This window comes from Porphyromonas sp. COT-108 OH2963 (genome assembly GCF_000768895.1).
GTDB lineage: Bacteria > Bacteroidota > Bacteroidia > Bacteroidales > Porphyromonadaceae > Porphyromonas_A > Porphyromonas_A canoris.
Genome location: NZ_JRAP01000013.1, coordinates 31,244 through 52,366, shown reverse-complemented (window position 1 = coordinate 52,366; position 21,123 = coordinate 31,244). Strand labels below are relative to the sequence as shown.

The window sequence follows — 21,123 nt, the reverse complement described above, 5'->3', positions numbered from 1 at the left end:
TCCTTATGCTTACTTATCTGATAGACTATCTGCAATCTTTGCAAGTGCCGGGAATCAATGCTTTTTCTTATGTTACAACTCGTTCCGGCATCGCTTTTGTCTTGGCTTTGTTGCTGGCAACCATCGTTGGGAAAAAAATTATAGCTCGACTTCAACTGCTGCAATTGGGGGAAATCATCCGTCCATTGGACTTAGAGGGAGAAAAGAGTAAGGCAGGAACACCTTCTATGGGAGGGATTATCATCATCGTGTCTCTACTTATACCGGTACTTCTTTTTGCCAAGCTTAATAATGTATACATCATACTGATGATTCTTACCACTCTTTGGCTGGGTGTTTTAGGATTTATAGATGATTATATTAAGCTTGTCAAGAAGAATAAAGAGGGCTTGAGAGGCAGGTATAAAATCATTGCACAGGTAGGACTCGGTACTATTGTTGCCGTTGTTCTATTCATGAGTCCGAGTGTAGTCATTTTGGAAAATCATGAGGTAAGACACCAAGAAACACAAGAGATAACTGTAACCTATAATCTTGTTCCGGAGAAATCCACCACAACAACAATTCCGTTCGTCAAGGAAAATAATTTCGATTATAGCTGGTTTGTTTCGGGTTTCAACAGGCATAAGGAGATGTTGACTTTTCTCATTTTTATTATTGCTTGTATCTTCATTGTAACAGCTGTCTCCAATGGAGCTAACATGACTGATGGATTGGATGGACTTGCAGCAGGTTCTTCGGCTTTTATGGGAATGGCATTGGGTATTCTTGCCTATGTCTCATCTCACCTCACTTTTGCCGAATATTTGAATGTCATGTTTATTCCCGGAGCAGAGGAGTTAGTGGTATTTGCAGCCTCATTTGTGGGAGCAACGATGGGATTTCTTTGGTACAATTCTTATCCTGCACAAGTATTTATGGGGGATACAGGAAGTCTTACCATCGGAGGTATAATAGCTGTTTATGCAATAGTTATAAGGAAAGAACTTCTTTTGCCCATCCTTTGTGGAATATTTGTTGTAGAAAATCTATCCGTTATATTGCAGAGATATTATTATAAATACACAAAGAAAAAACAAGGAGTGGGTAAGCGGATCTTCAAGATGGCTCCACTACATCATCACTTTCAGAAACCGGGGGACGAGGGGATAGATGCTATAATACAAAAACCTATTACACCTATTCCTGAAGCAAAGATTGTAACAAGATTTTGGCTAATAGGTGCTATACTTGCTATATTAACTATCATAACTTTGAAGTTGAGATGAAGAAGATTGTCGTTTTAGGAGCCGGAGAGAGTGGACTACAAGCTGCTCTTTTAGCGAAAAAGAAGGGATACGAAGTCTTTGTCTCGGATAAGAATAATATACCGACTGAAGTTAAGGAGTCTCTAAACTCTGCTGGAATACTTTTCGAGGAAGGAGGACACACTTGGGAAAATATAAGCGATGCAACAATCGCGGTAAAAAGTCCGGGTATTCCACAAACAGCTCCAATAATTTTACAATTAAGAGAGAATGGATGTGAAGTAATATCAGAAATAGAGTTTGCTGCGCGCCATATGGAGGGCGCAAATTTTATCGCCGTAACCGGAAGCAATGGAAAGACTACGACTACTTCTCTTATTGCTCATGTATTAAGGTCTGCCGGTTGGGATGCTGTCGAATCCGGTAATATTGGTTTTGCCCTTTCCAGATATGCGCAGGAAGATTCCCGAAGAGATATTTATGTGGTAGAGCTTTCCAGCTTTCAATTGGAAGATATGCCGACATTCTCTCCTTATGTTTCTATTATTTTGAATATTACGCCCGATCATCTTGATAGGTATGATTATGATATAGAGAAATATGCCGATGCAAAGGGAAAGGTTTTTTGCAATCTTGCTTCAGATGGTCTTGCTATCTATTTTGGTGAAGATGAGGAGATCAGAAAATTACTTGTGCGTTATCCCATCTCATCCGAAGTGGCAAGATTTAAGTTTTATACTCAACAACCGGAAGCAGATCTTTACTTTGCTGCACTAAGAGAGGATGATATTTTGGTGGCTTTGCCTCAGGGACGTTTTTCGTTCAAACTATCAGAATTGAGTCTAAAAGGTGTACACAACTACTGTAATATAATGGCAGCAATAGTAGCAACTCTGCATGCCGGAGTAGATCTTTTTGCTTTGAAAGAGGCTTTGAGAACATTTAAGAGTGTTCCGCATCGTATGGAAGATGCCGGGATTGTGGGGTCTGTCCACTACATCAATGACTCTAAAGCCACCAATATAGATGCAACGAAGTATGCTCTTGGAGCCATGGCGGATAAAGATATCATATTGATACTCGGAGGAACAGACAAAGGTAATGACTATACTACAATAGCAGAGGAGGTAAAAAGAACTTCTCTTGGTCTTATATTTATGACAAAGGATTATCAGAAATTGGAGCAGCAGTTAGGCTCTCTCGGTATTCCTTATGTGGTATCGGAGGATGTGGAAGACACGGTCAGAAGAGCACATGAAATGGCAAAAGAGTGCGGTGCTAATACGGTTTTGCTCTCTCCTTGTTGTGCAAGTTTTGATCTATTCAAGAATTATGAGGATAGAGGAGACCGTTTTAAGGAAGCTGTAAAAACCTTATTATGAAGTAGTGCTATGACAACACTTGAAGCTAAAGATCGATTGCCGGACACTCATTTTTCTCATCAAAAGAAACTATTTGCCGGAGACAAGACCCTTTGGATGATCATTGCTCTTCTGATGGTCATGTCTCTGTTGAGCGTCTATTCTGCCATTTCCAATGAGGCATTTGCTCATGATTCTTCTGTTTTTGCTCCTATGCTTAAGCACGTTGCTCTTATGATCATGGCGCTTGTTGTTTGTGTGGTCTTTTCTCATATTCCAACGAAGTTGTGGCGTAAGTTCGCTCTGTTTGGGCTTATTTTGGGTATTGTGCTACTTCTTCTTACCCAATTTATGGGTATTGAGCGTAATGGAGGAAAGAGGTGGCTCAGTATCTTAGGTTTTGAGTTTCAAACCTCAGAGGTGGCACGCCTTTGCCTCATCAACTATATTGCGTTCAAGCTTTCTGTCGAAGAGTATGCCAGCAAACGTTCCTTTATACATATTGCATTGGCGACCGGAGCTATCTGTATTCCTATTTTTCTTCAGAATATCTCCAGCGGGCTTCTTCTTGGTATGACTGCCTATATTCTCTGCTTCTTGGGAAAGGTACATAAGCGAACCTTCATAAAAGCAACCATAGGAATGTTTGCAGGAGTAGCTTTACTTGTCTGTTTATTGCTAATTCTTCCGATGGATGTTGTAAATAAGATTCCGGGACGCTTTGGTACAGGGAAAGCGCGGATAGAGAGCTTTATCGGTAAGAACGCGACCGAAAAAGAGAACGAAGATGAAGGAAAAGACTTTCAACGGATACAAGCCAATATTGCTATTGTAAAAGGAGGAGTAACAGGTGTTGGTCCCGGAAATAGCGAGTCTCGTCTTGTCTTGCCTCAGCCTTTCTCCGATTTTATATTTGTAATTATCCTCGAAGAGTATGGGCTTATTGCCGGGCTCCTATGTATCGCTCTTTATATTTGGCTTCTCTTTTATATTGGGAAGCTGGCCAGCAGACTAAAATTGTTCTACCCTAAATTCTTAGTCATAGGGATTGGTATAATTATATGTACTCAAGCTCTCATACACATGATGGTAAATGTAGGAATCATGCCTGTTACAGGACAGACCCTTCCTTTTATCAGCAAAGGAGGATCATCTTATCTTGTAACATCCATCTATTTTGCCCTCATTTTATCTGCAAGTAGAGAGCTTGAAGAGCAACAAGAAGAAGCCATTGCTCAAATGTCCGGGGCAGAAACCCCAATAGCCATTAACACAGAAGTTATACCGGAAGTTCCCATAACTGATGCATCCTATTATGATGACGAAAATACCGGATACCATAAACATAGAAAATCATGAGTAAAGAGCTAAAGAATATCATTATCAGTGGCGGAGGTACAGGAGGGCATATCTTTCCCGCTATCTCTATTGCAGACGAAATAAAGAGACGTTATCCCTCTTGTAAGATTCTGTTTGTGGGGGCAAAAGGACGAATGGAAGAGGAAAAAGTTCCTAATGCCGGTTATGAGATACTTCTCCTTCCTATAATGGGATTGCAAAGGAAGAAGGTTTGGAAAAATATCAAAGTATTTTACCGTCTCCTCAAAAGCCTAAGAATGGTAAAAGGAGCCATCAAAGAGATTAAGCCTCAAGCCGTAATAGGAGTGGGAGGATATGCCAGTGCCCCTACTTTAATAGCAGCCCAACGTCTTGGCATAACAACTTTGGTGCAGGAGCAAAACTCTTATGCCGGAGTTACGAATAAGATTGTTGGAAAGAAAGCAAAGGCTGTCTTTGTCGCTTATGACAATATGAAGAGATTTTTTCCAAAAGCTCCAATACACTTTACAGGGAATCCGATCAGAGCAAGTTTGACGAATCAACTTCCGGCTAAAGAAGTTTGTGCTGAAGCTTTTGGCTTATCTCCTGATAAACCGACACTGCTTATTATTGGAGGCAGCCTTGGGGCATTGAGCATGAATCAGGGAGTGATTGCAAAGATAGATATGCTTGCCAAACGTACAGACATACAAGTATTGTGGCAGACAGGGGCGGCATATTTCAAAAAAGTAGAGGCTGCGCTTAAAGCACACGGATCGCCTTCTAACATTGTGGCACGCAAATTTATTTACGAAATGGAGAAAGCTTATGCTTTGGCTACTGTCGTCATTTCACGAGCCGGGGCAAGTAGTATATCCGAAATTTCGGCATTGGGACTCGCATCTATCTTAGTCCCGTCTCCAAATGTTGCCGAAGATCATCAGACACATAATGCCATGGCTTTGGTTCAGAAGAATGCGGCATTGATGGTTAAGGATGCGGACTGCTCAACATCTCTTATCCCCACGGCTCTTTCTCTTTTGGATGATCACGAAAAGTGTCGTACACTGTCTGAAAATGTCCGTCCATTGGGCAGAGTAAATGCAGCAGAACAAATAGTAGATATTTTGGAAAAGATATTGCGAGAATGAATATAAAAGAGACTTATACTCCAATTTTCTTCATTGGAATAGGAGGAATTGGGATGAGTGCTATTGCACGATATTTTCTTCTTCACGGATTCAAAGTAGGAGGATACGACAGAACAGAGAGCCATATCACACGTGCTCTTGTCGCAGAAGGTGCGGAAGTTTTTTATGATGACAATTCAGACTTTATACCCGAAGCTTTTCGCTCGGAAGATACCTACGTTATCTACACTCCGGCTGTCCCGACTGATGCTTCCGTGATGTCTTATTACAGAAATAAAGGGATCAAATTATACAAACGTTCTCAGGCTTTGGGAGAGATTACGTCTCGTTCTAAGGCTCTTTGCGTTGCCGGAACACATGGCAAGACCACCACTTCTACCATCTTGGCTTGTCTTATGGCAGAAACAGTGATACCATCTGAACATGTCGGTGTGAATGCTTTCCTTGGAGGAATTTCTCTCAACTATAACAGCAATCTTCTCTTGGACGCAGATGCTTCTTTTACAGTTGCCGAGGCAGATGAGTATGACCGATCGTTTCATACCCTTCATCCTCACTATGCCATCATTACATCTACCAGTCCGGATCACTTGGATATCTATGGCACGGAAGAAGCATATTTGGAGGCCTTCTCGCATTTTACTTCCCTTGTTTCGCCTAAGGGAGGGTTAGTCATGCACAAGCATGCAACCTGTACACCTCGCTTACGCGAAGGTGCTCAGTTCTACACCTATGCTAAGAATGAGCAGGCAGATTTTTATAGTAATAATTTACAGTTTAGATCCGGTGAGCTATACTTTGACTTCCATTTCCCCGGAGGTGTTTACCGGGAGATGCACATTGGTGTTCCTATTGAAATCAATGTGGAAAATGCAACGGCAGCCCTCGCGGTAGCTCACTTATGTGGGAAAAGTGAAGCAGAACTCCGTTTGAATCTCTCCTCATTTAAGGGAGTTCATCGCCGATTTGAGCGAGTGCTTTCCGGGGGAGAAGGGGGCTTTGTCCTTATTGACGATTATGCACACCATCCCGAAGAGATAGCGGCAAGTATTCGTTCCGTGAGAGTCCTTTATCCCGATAGCAGACTCACGGCAATTTTTCAACCACACCTTTACAGCCGTACGGCAGATTTTTATAAAGAATTTGCCGAAGCTCTTTCTCAAGAGGCACAAGTTGTTCTCCTTCCCATCTATCCGGCAAGAGAAGAGCCTATGCCCGGAATTACATCCGAACTTATTTTGGAGCATATCTCTCCCAATGTTATTGCGACCTCTTGCTCCAAGTCGGAGTTGACGAAGACATTGGATCGTTTTCCGGCAGATGTCTATCTCATGCTTGGAGCGGGAGATATAGAGTTATTGGTACCGGAGGTTAAAGAATATCTCATCCAAAAACAGAAAAAAGCACTACCTTAGACCTCCATGAAGCAGAGACTCAAGCATATTGTTGTCATACTTGGTGTACTTCTTATGTGCGCTGCATTTGTTGCGTCCTATTTGGTTGCATCTCCTCAAAAATATGAGGATGGCAATAAAATAATCCCAAGTAAAACATCTGTGGAAATCTCTCATGAGGCAGAACGGGCATTCGTAACCCCTACTGATGTGCTTTCTCTTCTGAATTTGAGTATTAAGGATACTGTGCTTCGCAGTGTAGATACCCGAAAACTCGAACAGGAACTCATAGAAAAAAGCCCATATATCAAGTCTGCAACAGCCTATGTTGCACCTCAGTCTCACTCTTTGCAGATTGAGCTGGAAGAGAGACAACCTTTGATGGCTCTCTATTACGGGGAGAAAGCATCATATATTGATACCGAAGGCATTATTTTCCCCAATAGAAAGGGAGCTGCTTACGTTCCCGTGGTTACCGGAAATATTTCGGAGAAAACAGCGCAGACCTATCTTCTCGATCTTGCTCACTATCTTGAGGAGCATAAAAAATGGAGAAACTTCTTCGGCTCTATACACGTCGTTTCAGAGAAAGAGATCTATCTCTATCCCAGAGTAGGGGAGTTTGTATTCTGTATCAGTCCTAAGATAGACTTTGACGAACAGCTTGGCAAGGTCGATATCTTCTACGAAAAGATACTTCCGCGTACCGGAGTGAATAAATACTCCGTTGTCAATCTTTCGTATAGAAATCAGATTGTTTGTACCAAGAGAGGGGAATGATTTATTACCTCCTGTCTCTCAGTACAAATGTCAATCTTTCAGCACTAAACAGTTCCTTATGTGAGATGATATACCCTTTCTTATAAGGCTTTCCATCTAATAGAATCGCTTCAATGTACTTAGATTGAGGCGATTCTTTTTTTGCCTCTATCGTGAGTGAAGCATGCGGATAGTACTCTTGATCCAACTCGATAACCACCTCATCAAATCTCGGAGCCGTAAGAGCATATATAGGTGTTCCTGCAGAAACAGGATAGAATCCAAGCATTGAGAAAATAGCCCAGGCAGACATTGTTCCCGTATCATCATTGCCGGGAAGACCGCCCGGTGCTGTCGTAAAATACTTATCCAGCAGAGCGGGAATCATCTCCTGTGTCCTATAAGCATACTTAGGGAAATAGCAGTAGAGATAAGCATTATCAATATCCGGCTCGTTAGCCATGTCATAGTATCCTTTTGCGAAGGTCTCATCCAGTTTTTGGGTAAACACCCTTTCTCCACCCATCATCTTTGCCAGATTTTTGATGTCAAATGGAACGTAGAAGTTATAGTTCCATGCCGATCCTTCGTGGTAGCCGGTATTTTCTTGAAAGTCTCTGCCAATTCTTGGATCGAAAGGTGTCATGAAAGAGCCATCTTGCATTCTTGGTCTGAAGCAGTTGTACTCTTTGGAGAAGAGCTTGGTATAGCTTTTTGCTCTTGCAATAAGGGTTTTGTAAGTCTCTTTGTCTCCCATGGAAAGAGCAAACTGAGCCGCATTAAAGTCTGAGAGATAATACTCCAAAGACTGTGAGACACAGTTGTCGTGCTTCTTTTGGTTCGGAACATATCCATGTTTGACATACAGCTCTATATTCGGACGCACTTTGTTCTCTTTAGAAACATCCAAGGCGGAGCGTTTTATCGCCTCCAATGCCAGATTTGTATCAAAGTTTCTCAGTCCGCGTTGCCATGTGTCGTTGATTACAATGGCTGCAGGGTCCCCATCCATTGTGAAAGTCTCACGGCTGTATAGCTCCCATTTCGGAAGATAACCATTCTCTTTGTACATATCCAGCATCACATCAATCATCTCCAACTGCTTCTTAGGATCCAAAATACAGTAGAGAGGATGCACTGTTCGGAAAGTATCCCATAGGGAGAATACCGTATATCTCTTCTTTCCTTGTGGTAGTGTAATCTTTTCAAGAGTTTCCATCTTGTTGTAAGACCCGGAAACATCCTGCGCAATATTAGGATGGATTAGCGTATGGTAAAGAGCAGAGTAGAATACTATCTTGTCTTCTTCGCTGTCCCCTTTCACTCTTATCTTCGAGAGCTCTTTATTCCATTTCTTTTGAGCACCGCTCACGATGGTTTCAAAAGAGATCCCGTCAGGTTGCTCTGCTTCGAGATTTTTCATCGCTTCCTCTTCACTCACCATAGAGACACCGGTTCGGACAGTGATTGTGGTAGGCTCTTCTACATCGTAAGAGAAGAACACACCTATATTATCTCCGGACATTTCTTGGGTAAAGCCCTCATAAGGTTTGTACTGCCCTGTATATTTATCCCAAGCCAGGTCTATCGGCAAGAAGCGTTGAAGTTTCCAGAAGCCATGTTTTACGGGAGTTCTCTCTACTCTCATTGCAAAATAGAGACGGAATACAGCATCATGATGATAGCAGAAAGAACCGACCAGCTTACTTCCTGTTATGGTCTGCTGATCCTTAAATCTCGCTATGGCTCCACTCTCATTCGTTAGTCCCTCTCCGAGGTTTAGCAGGATATTTGCTTTCCCGGCAGGGAAATGAAAGCGCGCCATAGAGGTACGTTCTGTCGCTGTAACCTCTGCACGGATGGCATATTTGGCAAGTGTTACGGCATAATATCCCGGTTGGTTCACCTGCTCTTCCATTACCGATCCATACTTTACCGGATCGAATACCAACTCACCGGTTGTCGGCATCAAAAGAAGAGAGCCTAAGTCCGGACATCCTACACCGCTAAGATTTACTTGGGCGAAACCGGTAAGAAAACTATTGTTTGAGCTGAACGGAGTGCTCCACCACATACTGTCCTTTTCAAACTTATTAATTCCCTCTCCACCCATCACATTGAAAGGTGTGATGTTCATAAGTCCGTGGGGATGCTGTGCTCCCGGATTGGTTGTTCCGTAGTTGGAAGTTCCTATAAGAGTATTAACCCATTTAATAGGTTCTTGTGCTACGACGCCGGATACAAAAAAGCAGCACAGTAGCAGCTGTACAAAATATCTACGACTCTCTTTCATAACTTTTGGTGTCTCTATTCTAATGAACGCAGGTAAGCAATCTCTTCTGCCCAGATGGTATCATCGGGTGTTTCGAGGATAATAGGGATGTTATCCAGTCTCGAATCTTTCATTACATAGGAGTATAAATCCAATCCCATTACTCCTTTGCCCAAGCTGTGGTGTCTGTCCACACGAGTGCCGAGATCCTTCATAGAGTCATTCAGGTGAATGCCTCGAAGATATTGCAAACCGATAGTCTCCTCAAACTCTTTCCACATAGCCTCGTAGGCTTCCTTGTTCCGGATTTCATACCCCGAAGCCAACAGGTGAGCTGTATCCAGACACACTCCTATCCTCTCTTTATTCTCGACATGTTCTATAATGTATGCCAGATGAGAAAATCTGTATCCCATGTTAGAGCCTTGCCCTGCGGTATTTTCCAGAACAGCTATACAGGAAGAGGTCTCAGCCAGAACATCGTTGATGCTATGAGCAATATTCAGCAGGCATTCCTCTTCTGATATTTTGTTCAGATGGCTTCCGGGGTGGAAGTTAAGCAGGTTCAGACCCAGCTGCTCACACCGTTGCATCTCATCCAGAAACGCATTTTTGCTTTTCAGTCGCATATCTTCTTCCGGACTGCCCATATTGGTAAGGTAGCTGTTGTGAGGTAGTATTTTACTCAGATCAAAGCCATACTCGCGGCATCTCTCCTTGAACAGGTGGATGCTTTTATCTGTAAGAGGGTTTGCCACCCACTGTCTCTGATTTTTGGTGAACAGGGCAAAAGTATTTGCTCCTATCTGATGTGCATTCACCGGAGCATTTTCCACTCCTCCGCTGGCACTTACATGTGCTCCTATATATTTCATTGTTTATTGTCTGTGTTTGAGAATAAGTGCGATTGTAACAAGATCCCCTTGAAAAAACAGAAAAGAGAGACAATACTTTACAGCACGATCTCCCTTTCTTGTGAATTTTATATGTCGATCTTCTTCCCTTACTTGGGAAACCGTTATTTCTTTACTTCAGGCTGGACAAAGTCTATAAAGCAAAGTCCGGCAAGGGCAGTACCATATCTCTTTTCTATGGTGATACCTTCTGTGATAAAGTTTAGTTCGCCAAGATAGTATTGGGAGTAAGTCTTTTCGTGCAGGTCATTTATTACACGGATAAGACGAGCTTCAAGCTCTTCTATACGATACCTTCCGCTCACTTCGCACACAAGACCGCCGATCTTTTCGTCAAAGTTTTCATCCTTATACATCCATGCGTACACCACTCCGGCAGAAACGAACTCATCTTGCATACCGTGAGACACGGACATGATGGTTTTCAGCTCCGAGCCGAAAGGAGGAAGGTCTATCTCATCCATTGTTACCAACCTTGCCGTAGCAGGAAGTACGGAAGAGTAAACCATAATGTTAAAGTCTGAAATACCTGCATCGTAAAGCGCCATGTGGTATGACCCTGCGTGTAGTTCCAGATCCGATTCTCCACTACCCTTAGTGATGAAGAATGTGTTGGGGATTAAGTTTCCTACAATCTTACTCATCTGTTCTAATCGTGTTATTTCCTTTTCTCTGTTTATCTATCCTAAATACTTTGTGTTCGTGAACATACGCCTGTTCACTACGCCTTGCAAAGGTACACAATAATATTTATATCTCGAATAGTTGGTTTCGGGAAGAAAGGAAACATCATTCATCCGCTTATCTTTTCACGAAGAAGATCAGATCCGAAACATTTTCATCCTTGGCAGTATCCGGAGCTATAAAAATAGTCGGTTTGGTGATTATCTTTTTGTTTTCCAGCTCCGCAAGCAGATCCCAAAGTATTTCGTGATACAGGATGACGATTGCTTGCGACTTGTCTGCGAATCCAAACTCTTTCCGCAACAGCTCTATATCCAAAGATTGCTCCAGAAAATCCGCAATGCTGTCGGCTATTTTCTTTGACTCAAGATAGAGTGAGTTCTTATCGTTTTCCTCAAGGATTGGTACGGTTATATGCCCGGATTCATTGAATAAATTAAACTTGGAAAATACGGCAATGGTGTTCTCTTCCGTGATTTTCCCATTTTTCTCAAAGTCTCTCAAGAGAAGATCCAGTTGTCGGGTATTTGAGATAAAAGGTCTTATCCTTGAAAAAGCACCCTCACTCCAGTTGATTTTGAGCGAGTAACCCTTGCTTGACAGAGTATTAGTACCGCAGTAAAAATCTCTTTTAGGATAAAGCGTCCAAAACTCACCGCTCCACAAGGGTTCTTTCATGGAGAGTTCTTTTTTTCTGATAGCTCCTCTCTCCTCCAAACACTTCCATACCAGTCCATCAATAACATAAGAGAAAAGGATGCTGTACGAGTTCCGCTCTCTTCCTTCACTCTTCAACAGCTTCACAAAATCGGCAACATCTTTCCCGATTTTACCTGCCAAAGCCTCCGATAGCTCCTTAGAATGGTTGCGCAGTTTGAGGGTTTGCAGGCTGTCCAATATTATTATATTGGTTTGGAATTTGTTTTTGTTGTTTCGGATCAACTTCCAATCTGCAAGCAGTTGCAGCTGACTGTACGTGAACTTAACATTGATCGAATCCAATGCTTTAATGGTGTGAGGCTCTCTTAAAGCGAGAAGTATCTCCCAGTTGTTGTCAAGACGGACAATGTTATTGGGTGTACCTTTGGAGGTGATGCAGTAGGCGATGCTTTCGTTATGAGCAAACGAGTTGAATCTGCTGTTTTGAGCTTTCATCGTAGCAACCGATAATACCAGTAGTATTACACTTATCCAAAAAGATTTCATCATACCTGTCAAATCTGTTATTTCATAATTTGTACTATTAAGGAAAGGTGAGTAACTCCTTTCATCCGGTTTGCTAAGGTACTTAAATATTCCTTTCTATTATACTTTTATGCTCAAATTGTTGTATTCGATGTATATGATTGGGATCGGGGAGTGCTTATCCGTACAAAATATGTAATATCCGGAACCTTTACGGGAAAAGTTTGTCGGGAGTTGTTATCTTTGCCATCAGAGGTTGGAATATAATATATATCAAGCAGATCTATGTCTCAGTTAATCTCTATACAAGATTTTCCGCCGAATATCCCGGAAAGTAGTTTTACTTCCTCTCTTTACACCATTGTTTTTCTGGAGCAGGGGGCTACATTTATAGTGGATGGAACGGGCTACGAAGCGGAAGCCAACACGGTGTTATTCCTCTCACCTTACCAGAGTTTGGTGTGGTCAAAGCTCCCTGAGAGCTATCGACAACTCTCTTTTCATAGCGATTTCTACTGCATCGAGTACCATAAATATGAGGTGGCTTGCAATGGATTGTTGTTCAACAACGCCTATCTGAAACCCTACGTAACAGTTTCGCCCTCCTTGCTGCGCTATCTTTACGAGCTGACAGACCGGATTGCAGAAGAGCAGCACCGGGACAAAGAGGAGCTTCCCTTTACTTCCTCTATCATCAAAACCTATCTCCAACTTCTGCTTGCCTTGTGCAGCAGACAGAAAGATGCTTTGGAGGGGCAGCTGAACAGTGTTACGGACAGACAGGCACTCCTGTTCGAGCAGCTCTTGGAGAAGCATCATCTGGAGGAGAGGAGAGTGCTTTTTTATGCCCGTGAAGTGGGTGTCTCTCCCGAAGTATTGAGTCGGAAGAGCAAGCAGGTGTTTGGAAAAAGTCCTACACAGCTGATACAAGACAGGGTTATCATTGCTGCCAAAAGGCTTCTTCACCTTACGGACAAGAGCATAAAAGAGATTGCACTGATGCTGAACTTCCAAGACGAGTTTTACTTCAGCCGTTACTTCAAAAAGGCAACAGGACTTTCGCCGAAGCACTTCAGGGATGAAGTCGGTATCACCATCATTACTCCTCCTCAACCTCCTCACTGAATACCGGAAAATCTTTTTCGTATGGCTTTTTACCGGATGGGTGTCAAATCTATCCATGTTAATATCATGTTTATCCATTCCCTGCGTTGTTGAAAAGCCGGAACTTTGCAGTGTAAATAGTAAAATGAATAAGTTGATATGAAAAAGTTGATGGAACAGATCTTTCAGACATCCGGGAAAATTATTCTGAACCTGGAGCGCCCATTCTTTAACTTCATGCGTATATCCATCTTTGTGGTTATGGCGTGGATCGGAGGGCTTAAAGCTTGCCAATACGAAGCCGATGGTATCGTGCACTTTGTAAGCAACAGCCCTTTCATGAGTTTCTTCTACACAAAGTCCAATACTTATGTAGAGAATGATAAGGGAGAGATGGTCAAGGAATACACACTGCATAAAAATCCGGAAGGAAAGATGGTGCAGAAGAATATAGACTGGCACAAGGCTAACGGTACATATCCTTTCTCTTATGGCCTTGGTACGATGATTGTGCTTATCGGGCTTTCTGTCCTCCTGGGTATTTGGCTTCCCAAGGTCGGGTTGATAGGAGGATTACTCACCTTTGGTATGTCCATCGTTACGCTTTCGTTCCTTATAACCACGCCGGAGTCTTGGGTTCCCAATCTGGGTGGAGACTTACCGACGCCCCATTATGGCTTTCCATACTTGTCGGGTGTAGGACGGCTCGTGATCAAGGACATTATCATGAGTGCCGGCGGACTGCTCGTGGCTTGGGATGCAGCTCGCAGAATCGTGAAACGATAACTTTCAATCTCCGGTTTCTATACCGAAACAGGGTGTGTCATACCGGTATGGCACACCCTGCTTTGTATATCATGGAATACCCGGATATACTCTCTTTTTAGATTAAACGTATTCGCAAGATTTTTTGAACAGGTATAAAAGATGCTTTTATCCTGTATCTTTTATGGCATCAAGGCGCGATCTGCAGAGATCATGCCTTGATAGGTACTTTTCAAAGTTTGATTCTTGCCATTCAAGTCTTGATGCTTGGTTTTGAATCTGTTTAAGCAGAGTTTTATAGCCGTTAAGGTGCTTTTTTATTCCCTTATAGACGAATTATGAAAGCCTTGATGGAGACAGAGCCAAACTACTTGCCCTTTTGTTCGTTTGCAAAAGCTTCTATCCGCCGGCAAGCCAAATCTGCGCTGATAACAGCCATCGGCAGTCCGGCACCCGGTATCGTGGAAGCTCCTACGTAGAACAGATTGAACAACTTTTCATCAAAATTCGCCGGGCGGAATCCGCCTATCTGCATCATCTTGTGGGATAGCCCCAGACCGCTACCTTGATAGAGGTTGAATCTCTCCTCCCACTCCTTAGGTGTATAGATGGTACGCGACACCACCATAGAGGGTATATCTTCTCCTATTCTCTTGGAGAAGTCCTCAAGGATGCTGTCCACGATCTCATCTCTATCGCTCCAATCTTTTTTGTATTGCAGGTTGGGTACGGGACATACAAAGAACAGGCTCTCGCATCCTTCGGGGGCACAGCTGTCGTTGTGCTTGGATATGACATTGACGTAGTAGTATGGCTTTTGCAGCGTATCGGGATCTTTGAGGATATTGTGTGCATACTCCTCATAGTTTGTGCCGAGATAGTAGTTGTGCTGATCGAGCCGGGGCAGCTTTCCTTTAATACCGATGTAGAACGTCAGATAGCCCATGGTCCACTCTTTTTGAGCCAGCTTTTGCTCGCTGTACGCTTTTCGGTGCAACACTCTTCCTCTGAACAGAGCGGCGTCTGCGTTGCAAAGAAAAATGTCGGACTCGTATCTGTTGCCCTTTCCGTCTATCACGGCTGTGAGCCTGTCGCCATCGAAAGAGACATCTTTAATCTCTGTATCAAATCGGAATGTGGCTCCTGCCTTTTCCAGCTCCGATACCAGCCCCTGCACGATGTTGTACATCCCTCCTTTTACATTGTAATAGCCATCATGGCAAAACTCTGTGTGGGAGAGAAGGCTGTATATCGCCATGGTGTCGAAAGGCGTGCGACCGAGGAAGAACGCTACCAGAGAGATGATCTGACGTGCCTCCTTTGAGGAGAAATGCTCTGTAACATGCTGCCAGAATGTTTTGAGAAGAACCGGTATATGGCGTGGATTGACCTGCATCAACGTGGTGATGTAGTCGAACATATTGTCGAAGTTGTTGCGGATGACAATATCAAATGTGTCTTCAAACAGCGCTTTCGATTTCTTGAGATACCGTCTCATTTTGTTCTCAAAGTCCGGCTCCACTTCCTCGAACTGCTCGGCAAGTCGTTTTATATCCTTGTATAGGTGATAGGTCTTATCATCTCCTCGGAAGTTTACCGAATAGAGCGGATCGAGTTCTACAAATTCAAAAGGCAGCTCTACACCGCACTTGTCCAGAAACTCCTTGAATACATAAGACATACTAAAGAAGCTGGGACCGGTGTCGAAGGTAAAACCATCTTTCCGAATCCGGTTCAGACGTCCTCCCGGCTCGCTGTTTTTCTCAATGAAAGACACTTGGAAGCCTCTTTTGGAGAGTAGGAGTCCGCTCGCCAAGCCACCAAGACCTGTGCCTATAATCGTTACTTTCTTATTCATGATATGTTGTGCTTTTGTTTGAATTTGGAGTAGAGCTCATCCTTAACCCATTTGAAGTTTGGTTCTGCCATCAATATCTTTTTGTAGTATTCGTCTGCTCGTTTGACATCATCCAGTGCGTCATAGGTTTGGGCTATTTGTATCCAAAGTGCAAGCAGATTCCAGTCTTTGATTTCTGCACTGCTTCCTTTCTGCGAGAGGTATAGCCGCTCTGCCGTGAGGTAGTGCTTGAGAGCATTGGGCTTGGAACCACCGAAGAGCGCAGGGCGATAGAAGTCTATATTGCCAAGCTGCACGTATCCGAAAGCATTGTCGGGGTCTTGTTTTACAGACTTTTCGGCAGCCGATATACTCTTTTGTCCCAAGAACGGAGCCTTGAACTTGTTCAGTCCTACCTGGTATCCGAGATAGGCGGACTCGTATGCAAGCATCAGAGCAGGGCGTACCTGCCGGCTCTTGAGCATATTCATTCTCTCTTCCATCCTCTTCATATAGGTTTTGGCAAGGCTGTTTTTCTTATTGCCTATACACCATCCGATGTAGCCGTATTCAAAGTTGAGAAGCTCCAGTTCCTGCTCTGTGTTTTTCTCTTTAATGGCATGCATTCGGTCTATGATGCGTTTCCACGAGTCCATATTATTATATATGTATGCATTGTAGATGCTCTCCTTTTCCGATGCAGATAGCAAAAGAGGAAGAGGGAAGAGCAGCAGGAGGAATAGTAGAGTGAAGTGTTTCATCTGTTTGAGCTGTTTATAGAGTACGACCTTTCCATCTGAACTCCCGGCGTCGCTTATTGATCCACGATTTCAGAATGAATGCTCCAAGCATGATCTGCTGAGGAATGATGAGCAGTATATTGTAGAAGGAAGACTGTTTGGCAGTCAGAGAGACCATCAGCCGCGTAACAATTACGATTCCGATATAGTACAGCGCAAAGATAGGTGAGGATGAGAGCAGAAGTGGAACGATACCGAAGGTGGTTACAGACCAGAACAGCAGAGCGGGGGGATAGGCATTAGCTCCGCCGAAGAAGTAGGTAACATTCTTGGAAAAACCGTCCAGTGCTCCTTGAAGATCGCTGTACATCTTGCAGTGGATGCTTTTTATTCCGGTAAGACACGCCACTTTGCGCCGTTTTCTCTTGAAATATCGGGCGATCTCAATATCTTCCGCTTTGCTGTGGCGATAGGTATAGTGGGGGAGGAGTGCTTGATAAGCGTTTCGTCTGAAGAGCATACACTGTCCGTTTGCCGCCGATAGCGATGAGAAGCATGAGAGTCTCACAAACGGCAGAAACAGCAACGTGAGCAGAATGATGTGCATATTGGGAACGGAAACTTTCTCTGCCCATGTCTCCATATCCTGTGTAGGAAAGACGGTGAAGAGGTCTGTCTTTTTCTTTTGACAGTATGCCATGGCTCTGTCTACGAATCCCGGCTCTATTCGAACATCGGCATCGAGGAAGAGGAAGAAGTCTCCTTCGGCTTCTTTGGCGAGAGAGTGGCAGGCATGATTCTTTCCAAGCCATCCTTCGGGTAGCGATGAGGAGGAGATCAGACGCAGACGGGCATCGTCCCGGCAGTAATGAGAGACGATCTCGGCAGTGTTGTCTTCGGACTGATCGTCCAATATGATGATCTCTCGGATGCTTTCATCGTTTACTCTTTTAAGGTCGGAGAGAAGGTGTGAGATGTTGTCGGCTTCGTTGCGAGCAGGTATAAGGATGGAGACTTTCCCTCTCTCTGCCTCTCCGATGCGTGGATGTTTGGGCAGAGTTTCGAGGAAGAGCATGTTGAGGGATGCTATCAGGAATCTCAGCAGAGCGAATCCGAAAACGGCGTATGCGATATACTCGATCATTCTTCCGTGTGGAGCTGTCGGGAGAGACAGTCGGCATAAAATCTGTTATACTCTCTTTCCAAAGTGTCGAGGCTCATCTCTCCGGCAAACTCTTCTATATACATCGTTACCGTAGGCTTAGGATGGGCGAGATAATCTATAAGGTTGGCGGAGAAGATCACCTGTACGCTTTCTCTTTTATCTTTTAGGATGCGTTCGATGCCCTTTTGAAAAGAGAACTCGGATAGGTAAAGGGACTGCAGTTTCCCTTGCGGATAGATCAGCAGCATATTCTCTTTTTCTTCGAGCAACCGTGTGGCGTATTCCAGAGAACGGATCACTTCCCTGCTGCCTTTATTGACGGAGAATGCTCCGGTGCGGTTGAAGAAGCGGTAGCGTAGCAGCTGATCTTCCTGCATCATGAAGTAGAATTTTCGCTTGAACACTTTCCGTTTCAGGTACATTGCCCAAAAGCCGTCCCACCATCCGATATGATTGGCTATGAGCAATACAGGCAACTCTCTGTCCGTGAATGTCCCGATGATCTTGGCAGCATGGAATCTTCTCCGGATGAGGTACTCCGTGTAGTACTGAAAAAAGGGATAGACGATGGGATGATGTCGGGCTTCGAGCATATTATGCGATAAGAATGATGAGGAAGAACAGGACTTGGATGGTGAAGAGAAACAGTGCCATTCTGTTGCGGACAGTGATATTCATCACGTATCTCAGGGTATGAAACAGCAGAGCAAGCACTCCCCATACGAGATAGTTCTGAACAGGGATTACATCACCGCCCCACGACCACATGTCCATACGTGGTGCCACCTGCTCCATAACCATATCGTAGCCGACCATGAGTATAGATGGCAAGATGATCCAAGAGAGGATGTTTCGTGGCAGGAAGCTTGATATGGCTGCACTCAGATAGAGTAGCAGCACCCAGTTGAGACCGATGAGCAGAGGTGTTTCGGCTATCTTTACCCCCAGTTCACTGCCGTAAGAGTAGTTTCCGAACACATCTCCCGTTGCCACTCCCCATACTTCGACGCCGAAGCTGAGTACTGCTACGATGAGGGAGAAGAGCAGCAGCCCGGATCTTTTAGGGGTTTTGTCGTACAGCCCCAGGAATAGTACGGAGAAGAGCAGAACCCAAGGTGTCATCCCGGTATATAGGGTTCGGGTTTCGGGGTTAGCCAATTGGAGCGCACCGAAGATGTAGAAGATGGCGATGAGAGCCATGATTAGCCAATCTGCTTTTTTATGTTTTTGCATCGGTTGTTATGGTTGCTGAAGTGATTGTAAATATCTTGTTTTTCTGTTTCGCTTATCGTTCCCGAAAATGGTAATTACCATTCTTTGGTTTAGTAATTATCGTTTTTCAGTTTAGTAATTATCGTTTTTTGATTGGTAATTATCCTCTCCCGAAACAGCCCTCTATCTTGTCCGAATGCTCCATGGCTTTTTGGTAAATGATCCTGAACCAAGGGGTGTAAAGATCGGGATTGTTGCGGATGTCCGAGTCTAATGTCTCTTGGGACGAGTACTTCCAATCCATGACCTCATCAGGGTTCGGAACCGGCTCTGTATCGGTTATGTAGGCAAAGACTCGGTCATATTCGTGTTCGGTGAGCCCGTTGTCGAACAATGCAGTATAGGTAAAGTCGAACAGCCGGACAAGTCTCTTCGCTTCCACTTCTATCCCCATCTCTTCCATCATACGCCTGCAAGCGGCATCTTCGTAGCTCTCTTCCAGGAACGGATGCGTACAACAGGCATTGGTCCAAAGCCCTCCGGCGTGATATTTTTCCCGGGCTCTCCGATGCAGAAGCCACTCTTTTCGGGTGTTAAAGACCAGTATGGATACCGCTCTGTGCAGCACTCCCTTGCGGTGTGCTTCCATCTTTTCCATGGTGCCGAGCGTGTTGTCGCCCGCGTCCACAAGGACCACCATATCTGCTGTATTGTTTGAAGTCATAGAATGTTTATTCGGTTTTTGATGATTGCAGAGAGTAAAAGCAGCCCTTTCTGATAGTCCGGGACACGGATCCTTGTCTGAAGAAGTTTGTCCGCAGGGGTTTTCTTTATCTTGTTGAGCAAGCCTTTGTAATATTTATATGCGGTGAGGACGGCAAGCCGGGCATCTTCCGGGAGCTTCTGTATGCCTTTGTAGGCTTCGTCGAACTCTTGTTCGATCTCTTTTACAAGCTCCATCTTCGTGGCTTCATCGAAACTCTCTATGCGGAGATTTGGGAAATAAGTGCGCCCCAATCCGAAACAGTCGTCTTTCAGATCCCTGAGAAAGTTGACCTTCTGAAATGCCGAACCCAACTTCATGGCCGGTTGCTCCAACTCCTTGAACAGCTTCTCGTCCCCCTTGCAAAAGACTTTCAGACACATCAGACCCACGACATCCGCCGAACCGTAGATGTACTTTGCCGTCTCTTCTGCTGTCTTGTACTCCTTCTTTTCGAGATCTGCACGCATACTCGCCAAGAATGCCTGTATGTGTTCTTCCGGAATACCGAACTGCTTTACCGTCAGCTGAAAAGCATAAAGGATAGGATTCGTGCTGATGCCATACTTGTGTGCCAGATGATAAGACTCTTCGAAGAGATCCAACAACTCCTTTTGGTTGTGCTCGTGAAAGGTGTCCACGATCTCATCGGCTATACGAACAAAACCGTAGATGCTGTGTATGGCAGGACGTATATCTTTGGAGAAAAGATTGGAAGCCGAATAGAATGATGTGCTATACATTTTCGTCAGACCACGACTCATTTCAAACGAGCAGATGCGGTACTTACGATAGTTGGAGGCATTGGTTGTCTTCATAGTGTCGGACGTGTTTATACTACAATTGAAAAGGATACCCGAAGACCATATTAAGCCTCTCCTGCAATTCCTTTTTCTCAAAGATAAAAAAAAATCATTCCATTTTCATTATACCTTGACCATATCCTGAAAAAGAGTTTTCAAAAGCAAATCTCAGACTAAAAACGTGTTGCCTGAAACAGAGTAGTGTCAAGAGATTTTGGAGACCGATTTTGCTTCTTTTTGACTGCCTTTTGAAAGGCGATTTTTATACATTCCATACATCGGCTTATGGCTCTCTCTATTTTGTTCAGACCCTCTCTTTTCAGAGCAGGACCGAACTGTTAAATCAGAGCCATTCTATTAACACTAATTTTGATAGCTGTTAAGCCCAAACAGTAAACGAGCATATTCTTTCGGCTTAACGTGTTTAATTTTTCAGTAAACACGTTT

General features: G+C 43.9%; 19 protein-coding genes. 8 read left to right on the top strand and 11 right to left on the bottom strand.

The genetic code is table 11. The features are described 5' to 3' along the window. Positions 1-5 precede the first annotated feature (5 nt). The 6 genes from mraY to HQ39_RS07685 are packed head-to-tail and all read left to right on the top strand — an operon-like array spanning position 6 to position 7,253. A complete protein-coding gene (gene mraY / locus HQ39_RS07710; protein WP_036865212.1) occupies positions 6-1,268 on the top strand; it encodes a phospho-N-acetylmuramoyl-pentapeptide-transferase in 1,263 nt (420 codons plus the stop codon). Then, positions 1,265-2,629, top strand: coding sequence for a UDP-N-acetylmuramoyl-L-alanine--D-glutamate ligase (gene murD, locus HQ39_RS07705; protein ID WP_036865210.1), 1,365 nt, complete (start codon positions 1,265-1,267; stop codon positions 2,627-2,629). Before mraY ends, murD begins: the two co-directional genes overlap by 4 nt. A 9-nt stretch (positions 2,630-2,638) precedes the next feature. Beyond that, positions 2,639-3,967: an FtsW/RodA/SpoVE family cell cycle protein gene (locus HQ39_RS07700; protein WP_036865208.1), complete on the top strand. Its 1,329-nt coding sequence runs from the start codon at positions 2,639-2,641 to the stop codon at positions 3,965-3,967. Further along, positions 3,964-5,079 (top strand): undecaprenyldiphospho-muramoylpentapeptide beta-N-acetylglucosaminyltransferase, encoded by a 1,116-nt coding sequence (gene murG, locus HQ39_RS07695; protein WP_036865206.1) that lies wholly within the window; start codon positions 3,964-3,966, stop codon positions 5,077-5,079. The genes HQ39_RS07700 and murG overlap by 4 nt, the downstream gene beginning before the upstream one ends. Continuing rightward, positions 5,076-6,494, top strand: coding sequence for a UDP-N-acetylmuramate--L-alanine ligase (gene murC / locus HQ39_RS07690; RefSeq protein ID WP_036865204.1), 1,419 nt, complete (start codon positions 5,076-5,078; stop codon positions 6,492-6,494). Before murG ends, murC begins: the two co-directional genes overlap by 4 nt. Positions 6,495-6,500: 6 nt before the next feature. After that, positions 6,501-7,253 carry a cell division protein FtsQ/DivIB gene (locus tag HQ39_RS07685; protein ID WP_036865202.1) on the top strand — a complete coding sequence of 251 codons (753 nt, stop codon included), beginning with the start codon at positions 6,501-6,503 and terminating at the stop codon, positions 7,251-7,253. Positions 7,254-7,257: 4 nt separating this feature from the next. On the opposite strand, the gene HQ39_RS07680 is transcribed toward HQ39_RS07685, so the two are convergent. From HQ39_RS07680 to HQ39_RS07665, 4 genes are all read right to left on the bottom strand, one after another. Beyond that, positions 7,258-9,525, bottom strand: coding sequence for a GH92 family glycosyl hydrolase (locus tag HQ39_RS07680; protein ID WP_036865200.1), 2,268 nt, complete (start codon positions 9,523-9,525; stop codon positions 7,258-7,260). Between the two features lie 14 nt (positions 9,526-9,539). Beyond that, entirely contained in the window at positions 9,540-10,379 is an 840-nt protein-coding gene (gene nfo / locus HQ39_RS07675) for a deoxyribonuclease IV (protein WP_036865198.1), read from the bottom strand. Positions 10,380-10,522: 143 nt separating this feature from the next. Beyond that, positions 10,523-11,062: a pyruvoyl-dependent arginine decarboxylase gene (locus HQ39_RS07670; protein WP_036789254.1), complete on the bottom strand. Its 540-nt coding sequence runs from the start codon at positions 11,060-11,062 to the stop codon at positions 10,523-10,525. Positions 11,063-11,219: 157 nt separating this feature from the next. Further along, on the bottom strand, positions 11,220-12,311 hold the full coding sequence (locus HQ39_RS07665; protein ID WP_036865195.1) for a hypothetical protein: 1,092 nt from the start codon (positions 12,309-12,311) through the stop codon (positions 11,220-11,222). A gap of 261 nt (positions 12,312-12,572) precedes the next feature. Here HQ39_RS07665 and HQ39_RS07660 point away from each other — a divergent pair, with 261 nt between their 5' ends. After that, positions 12,573-13,412 carry a helix-turn-helix domain-containing protein gene (locus HQ39_RS07660; protein ID WP_081965415.1) on the top strand — a complete coding sequence of 280 codons (840 nt, stop codon included), beginning with the start codon at positions 12,573-12,575 and terminating at the stop codon, positions 13,410-13,412. A gap of 150 nt (positions 13,413-13,562) precedes the next feature. Then, positions 13,563-14,177, top strand: coding sequence for a DUF417 family protein (locus tag HQ39_RS07655; protein ID WP_152565540.1), 615 nt, complete (start codon positions 13,563-13,565; stop codon positions 14,175-14,177). Positions 14,178-14,523: 346 nt separating this feature from the next. On the opposite strand, the gene HQ39_RS07650 is transcribed toward HQ39_RS07655, so the two are convergent. The 7 genes from HQ39_RS07650 to HQ39_RS07620 all read right to left on the bottom strand — a co-directional run bounded on the left by HQ39_RS07650 (position 14,524) and on the right by HQ39_RS07620 (position 20,691). Next, positions 14,524-16,014 (bottom strand): phytoene desaturase family protein, encoded by a 1,491-nt coding sequence (locus HQ39_RS07650; RefSeq protein ID WP_036865193.1) that lies wholly within the window; start codon positions 16,012-16,014, stop codon positions 14,524-14,526. Further along, complete coding sequence (locus tag HQ39_RS07645) at positions 16,011-16,754, bottom strand: hypothetical protein (protein ID WP_036865191.1); 744 nt, start codon at positions 16,752-16,754, stop codon at positions 16,011-16,013. The genes HQ39_RS07650 and HQ39_RS07645 overlap by 4 nt, the downstream gene beginning before the upstream one ends. A gap of 13 nt (positions 16,755-16,767) precedes the next feature. Beyond that, on the bottom strand, positions 16,768-17,877 hold the full coding sequence (locus tag HQ39_RS07640) for a glycosyltransferase (protein WP_036865189.1): 1,110 nt from the start codon (positions 17,875-17,877) through the stop codon (positions 16,768-16,770). Continuing rightward, positions 17,874-18,491: a lysophospholipid acyltransferase family protein gene (locus HQ39_RS07635; RefSeq protein WP_036865188.1), complete on the bottom strand. Its 618-nt coding sequence runs from the start codon at positions 18,489-18,491 to the stop codon at positions 17,874-17,876. The genes HQ39_RS07640 and HQ39_RS07635 overlap by 4 nt, the downstream gene beginning before the upstream one ends. Before the next feature lies 1 nt (position 18,492). Beyond that, complete coding sequence (locus tag HQ39_RS07630) at positions 18,493-19,131, bottom strand: carotenoid biosynthesis protein (RefSeq protein ID WP_081965414.1); 639 nt, start codon at positions 19,129-19,131, stop codon at positions 18,493-18,495. Positions 19,132-19,270: 139 nt separating this feature from the next. Then, on the bottom strand, positions 19,271-19,834 hold the full coding sequence (gene idi, locus HQ39_RS07625; protein ID WP_036865186.1) for an isopentenyl-diphosphate Delta-isomerase: 564 nt from the start codon (positions 19,832-19,834) through the stop codon (positions 19,271-19,273). Beyond that, positions 19,831-20,691, bottom strand: a complete 861-nt coding sequence (locus HQ39_RS07620) for a phytoene/squalene synthase family protein (protein ID WP_081965413.1) — start codon at positions 20,689-20,691, stop codon at positions 19,831-19,833. The genes idi and HQ39_RS07620 overlap by 4 nt, the downstream gene beginning before the upstream one ends. Between the last annotated feature and the right edge of the window lie 432 nt (positions 20,692-21,123).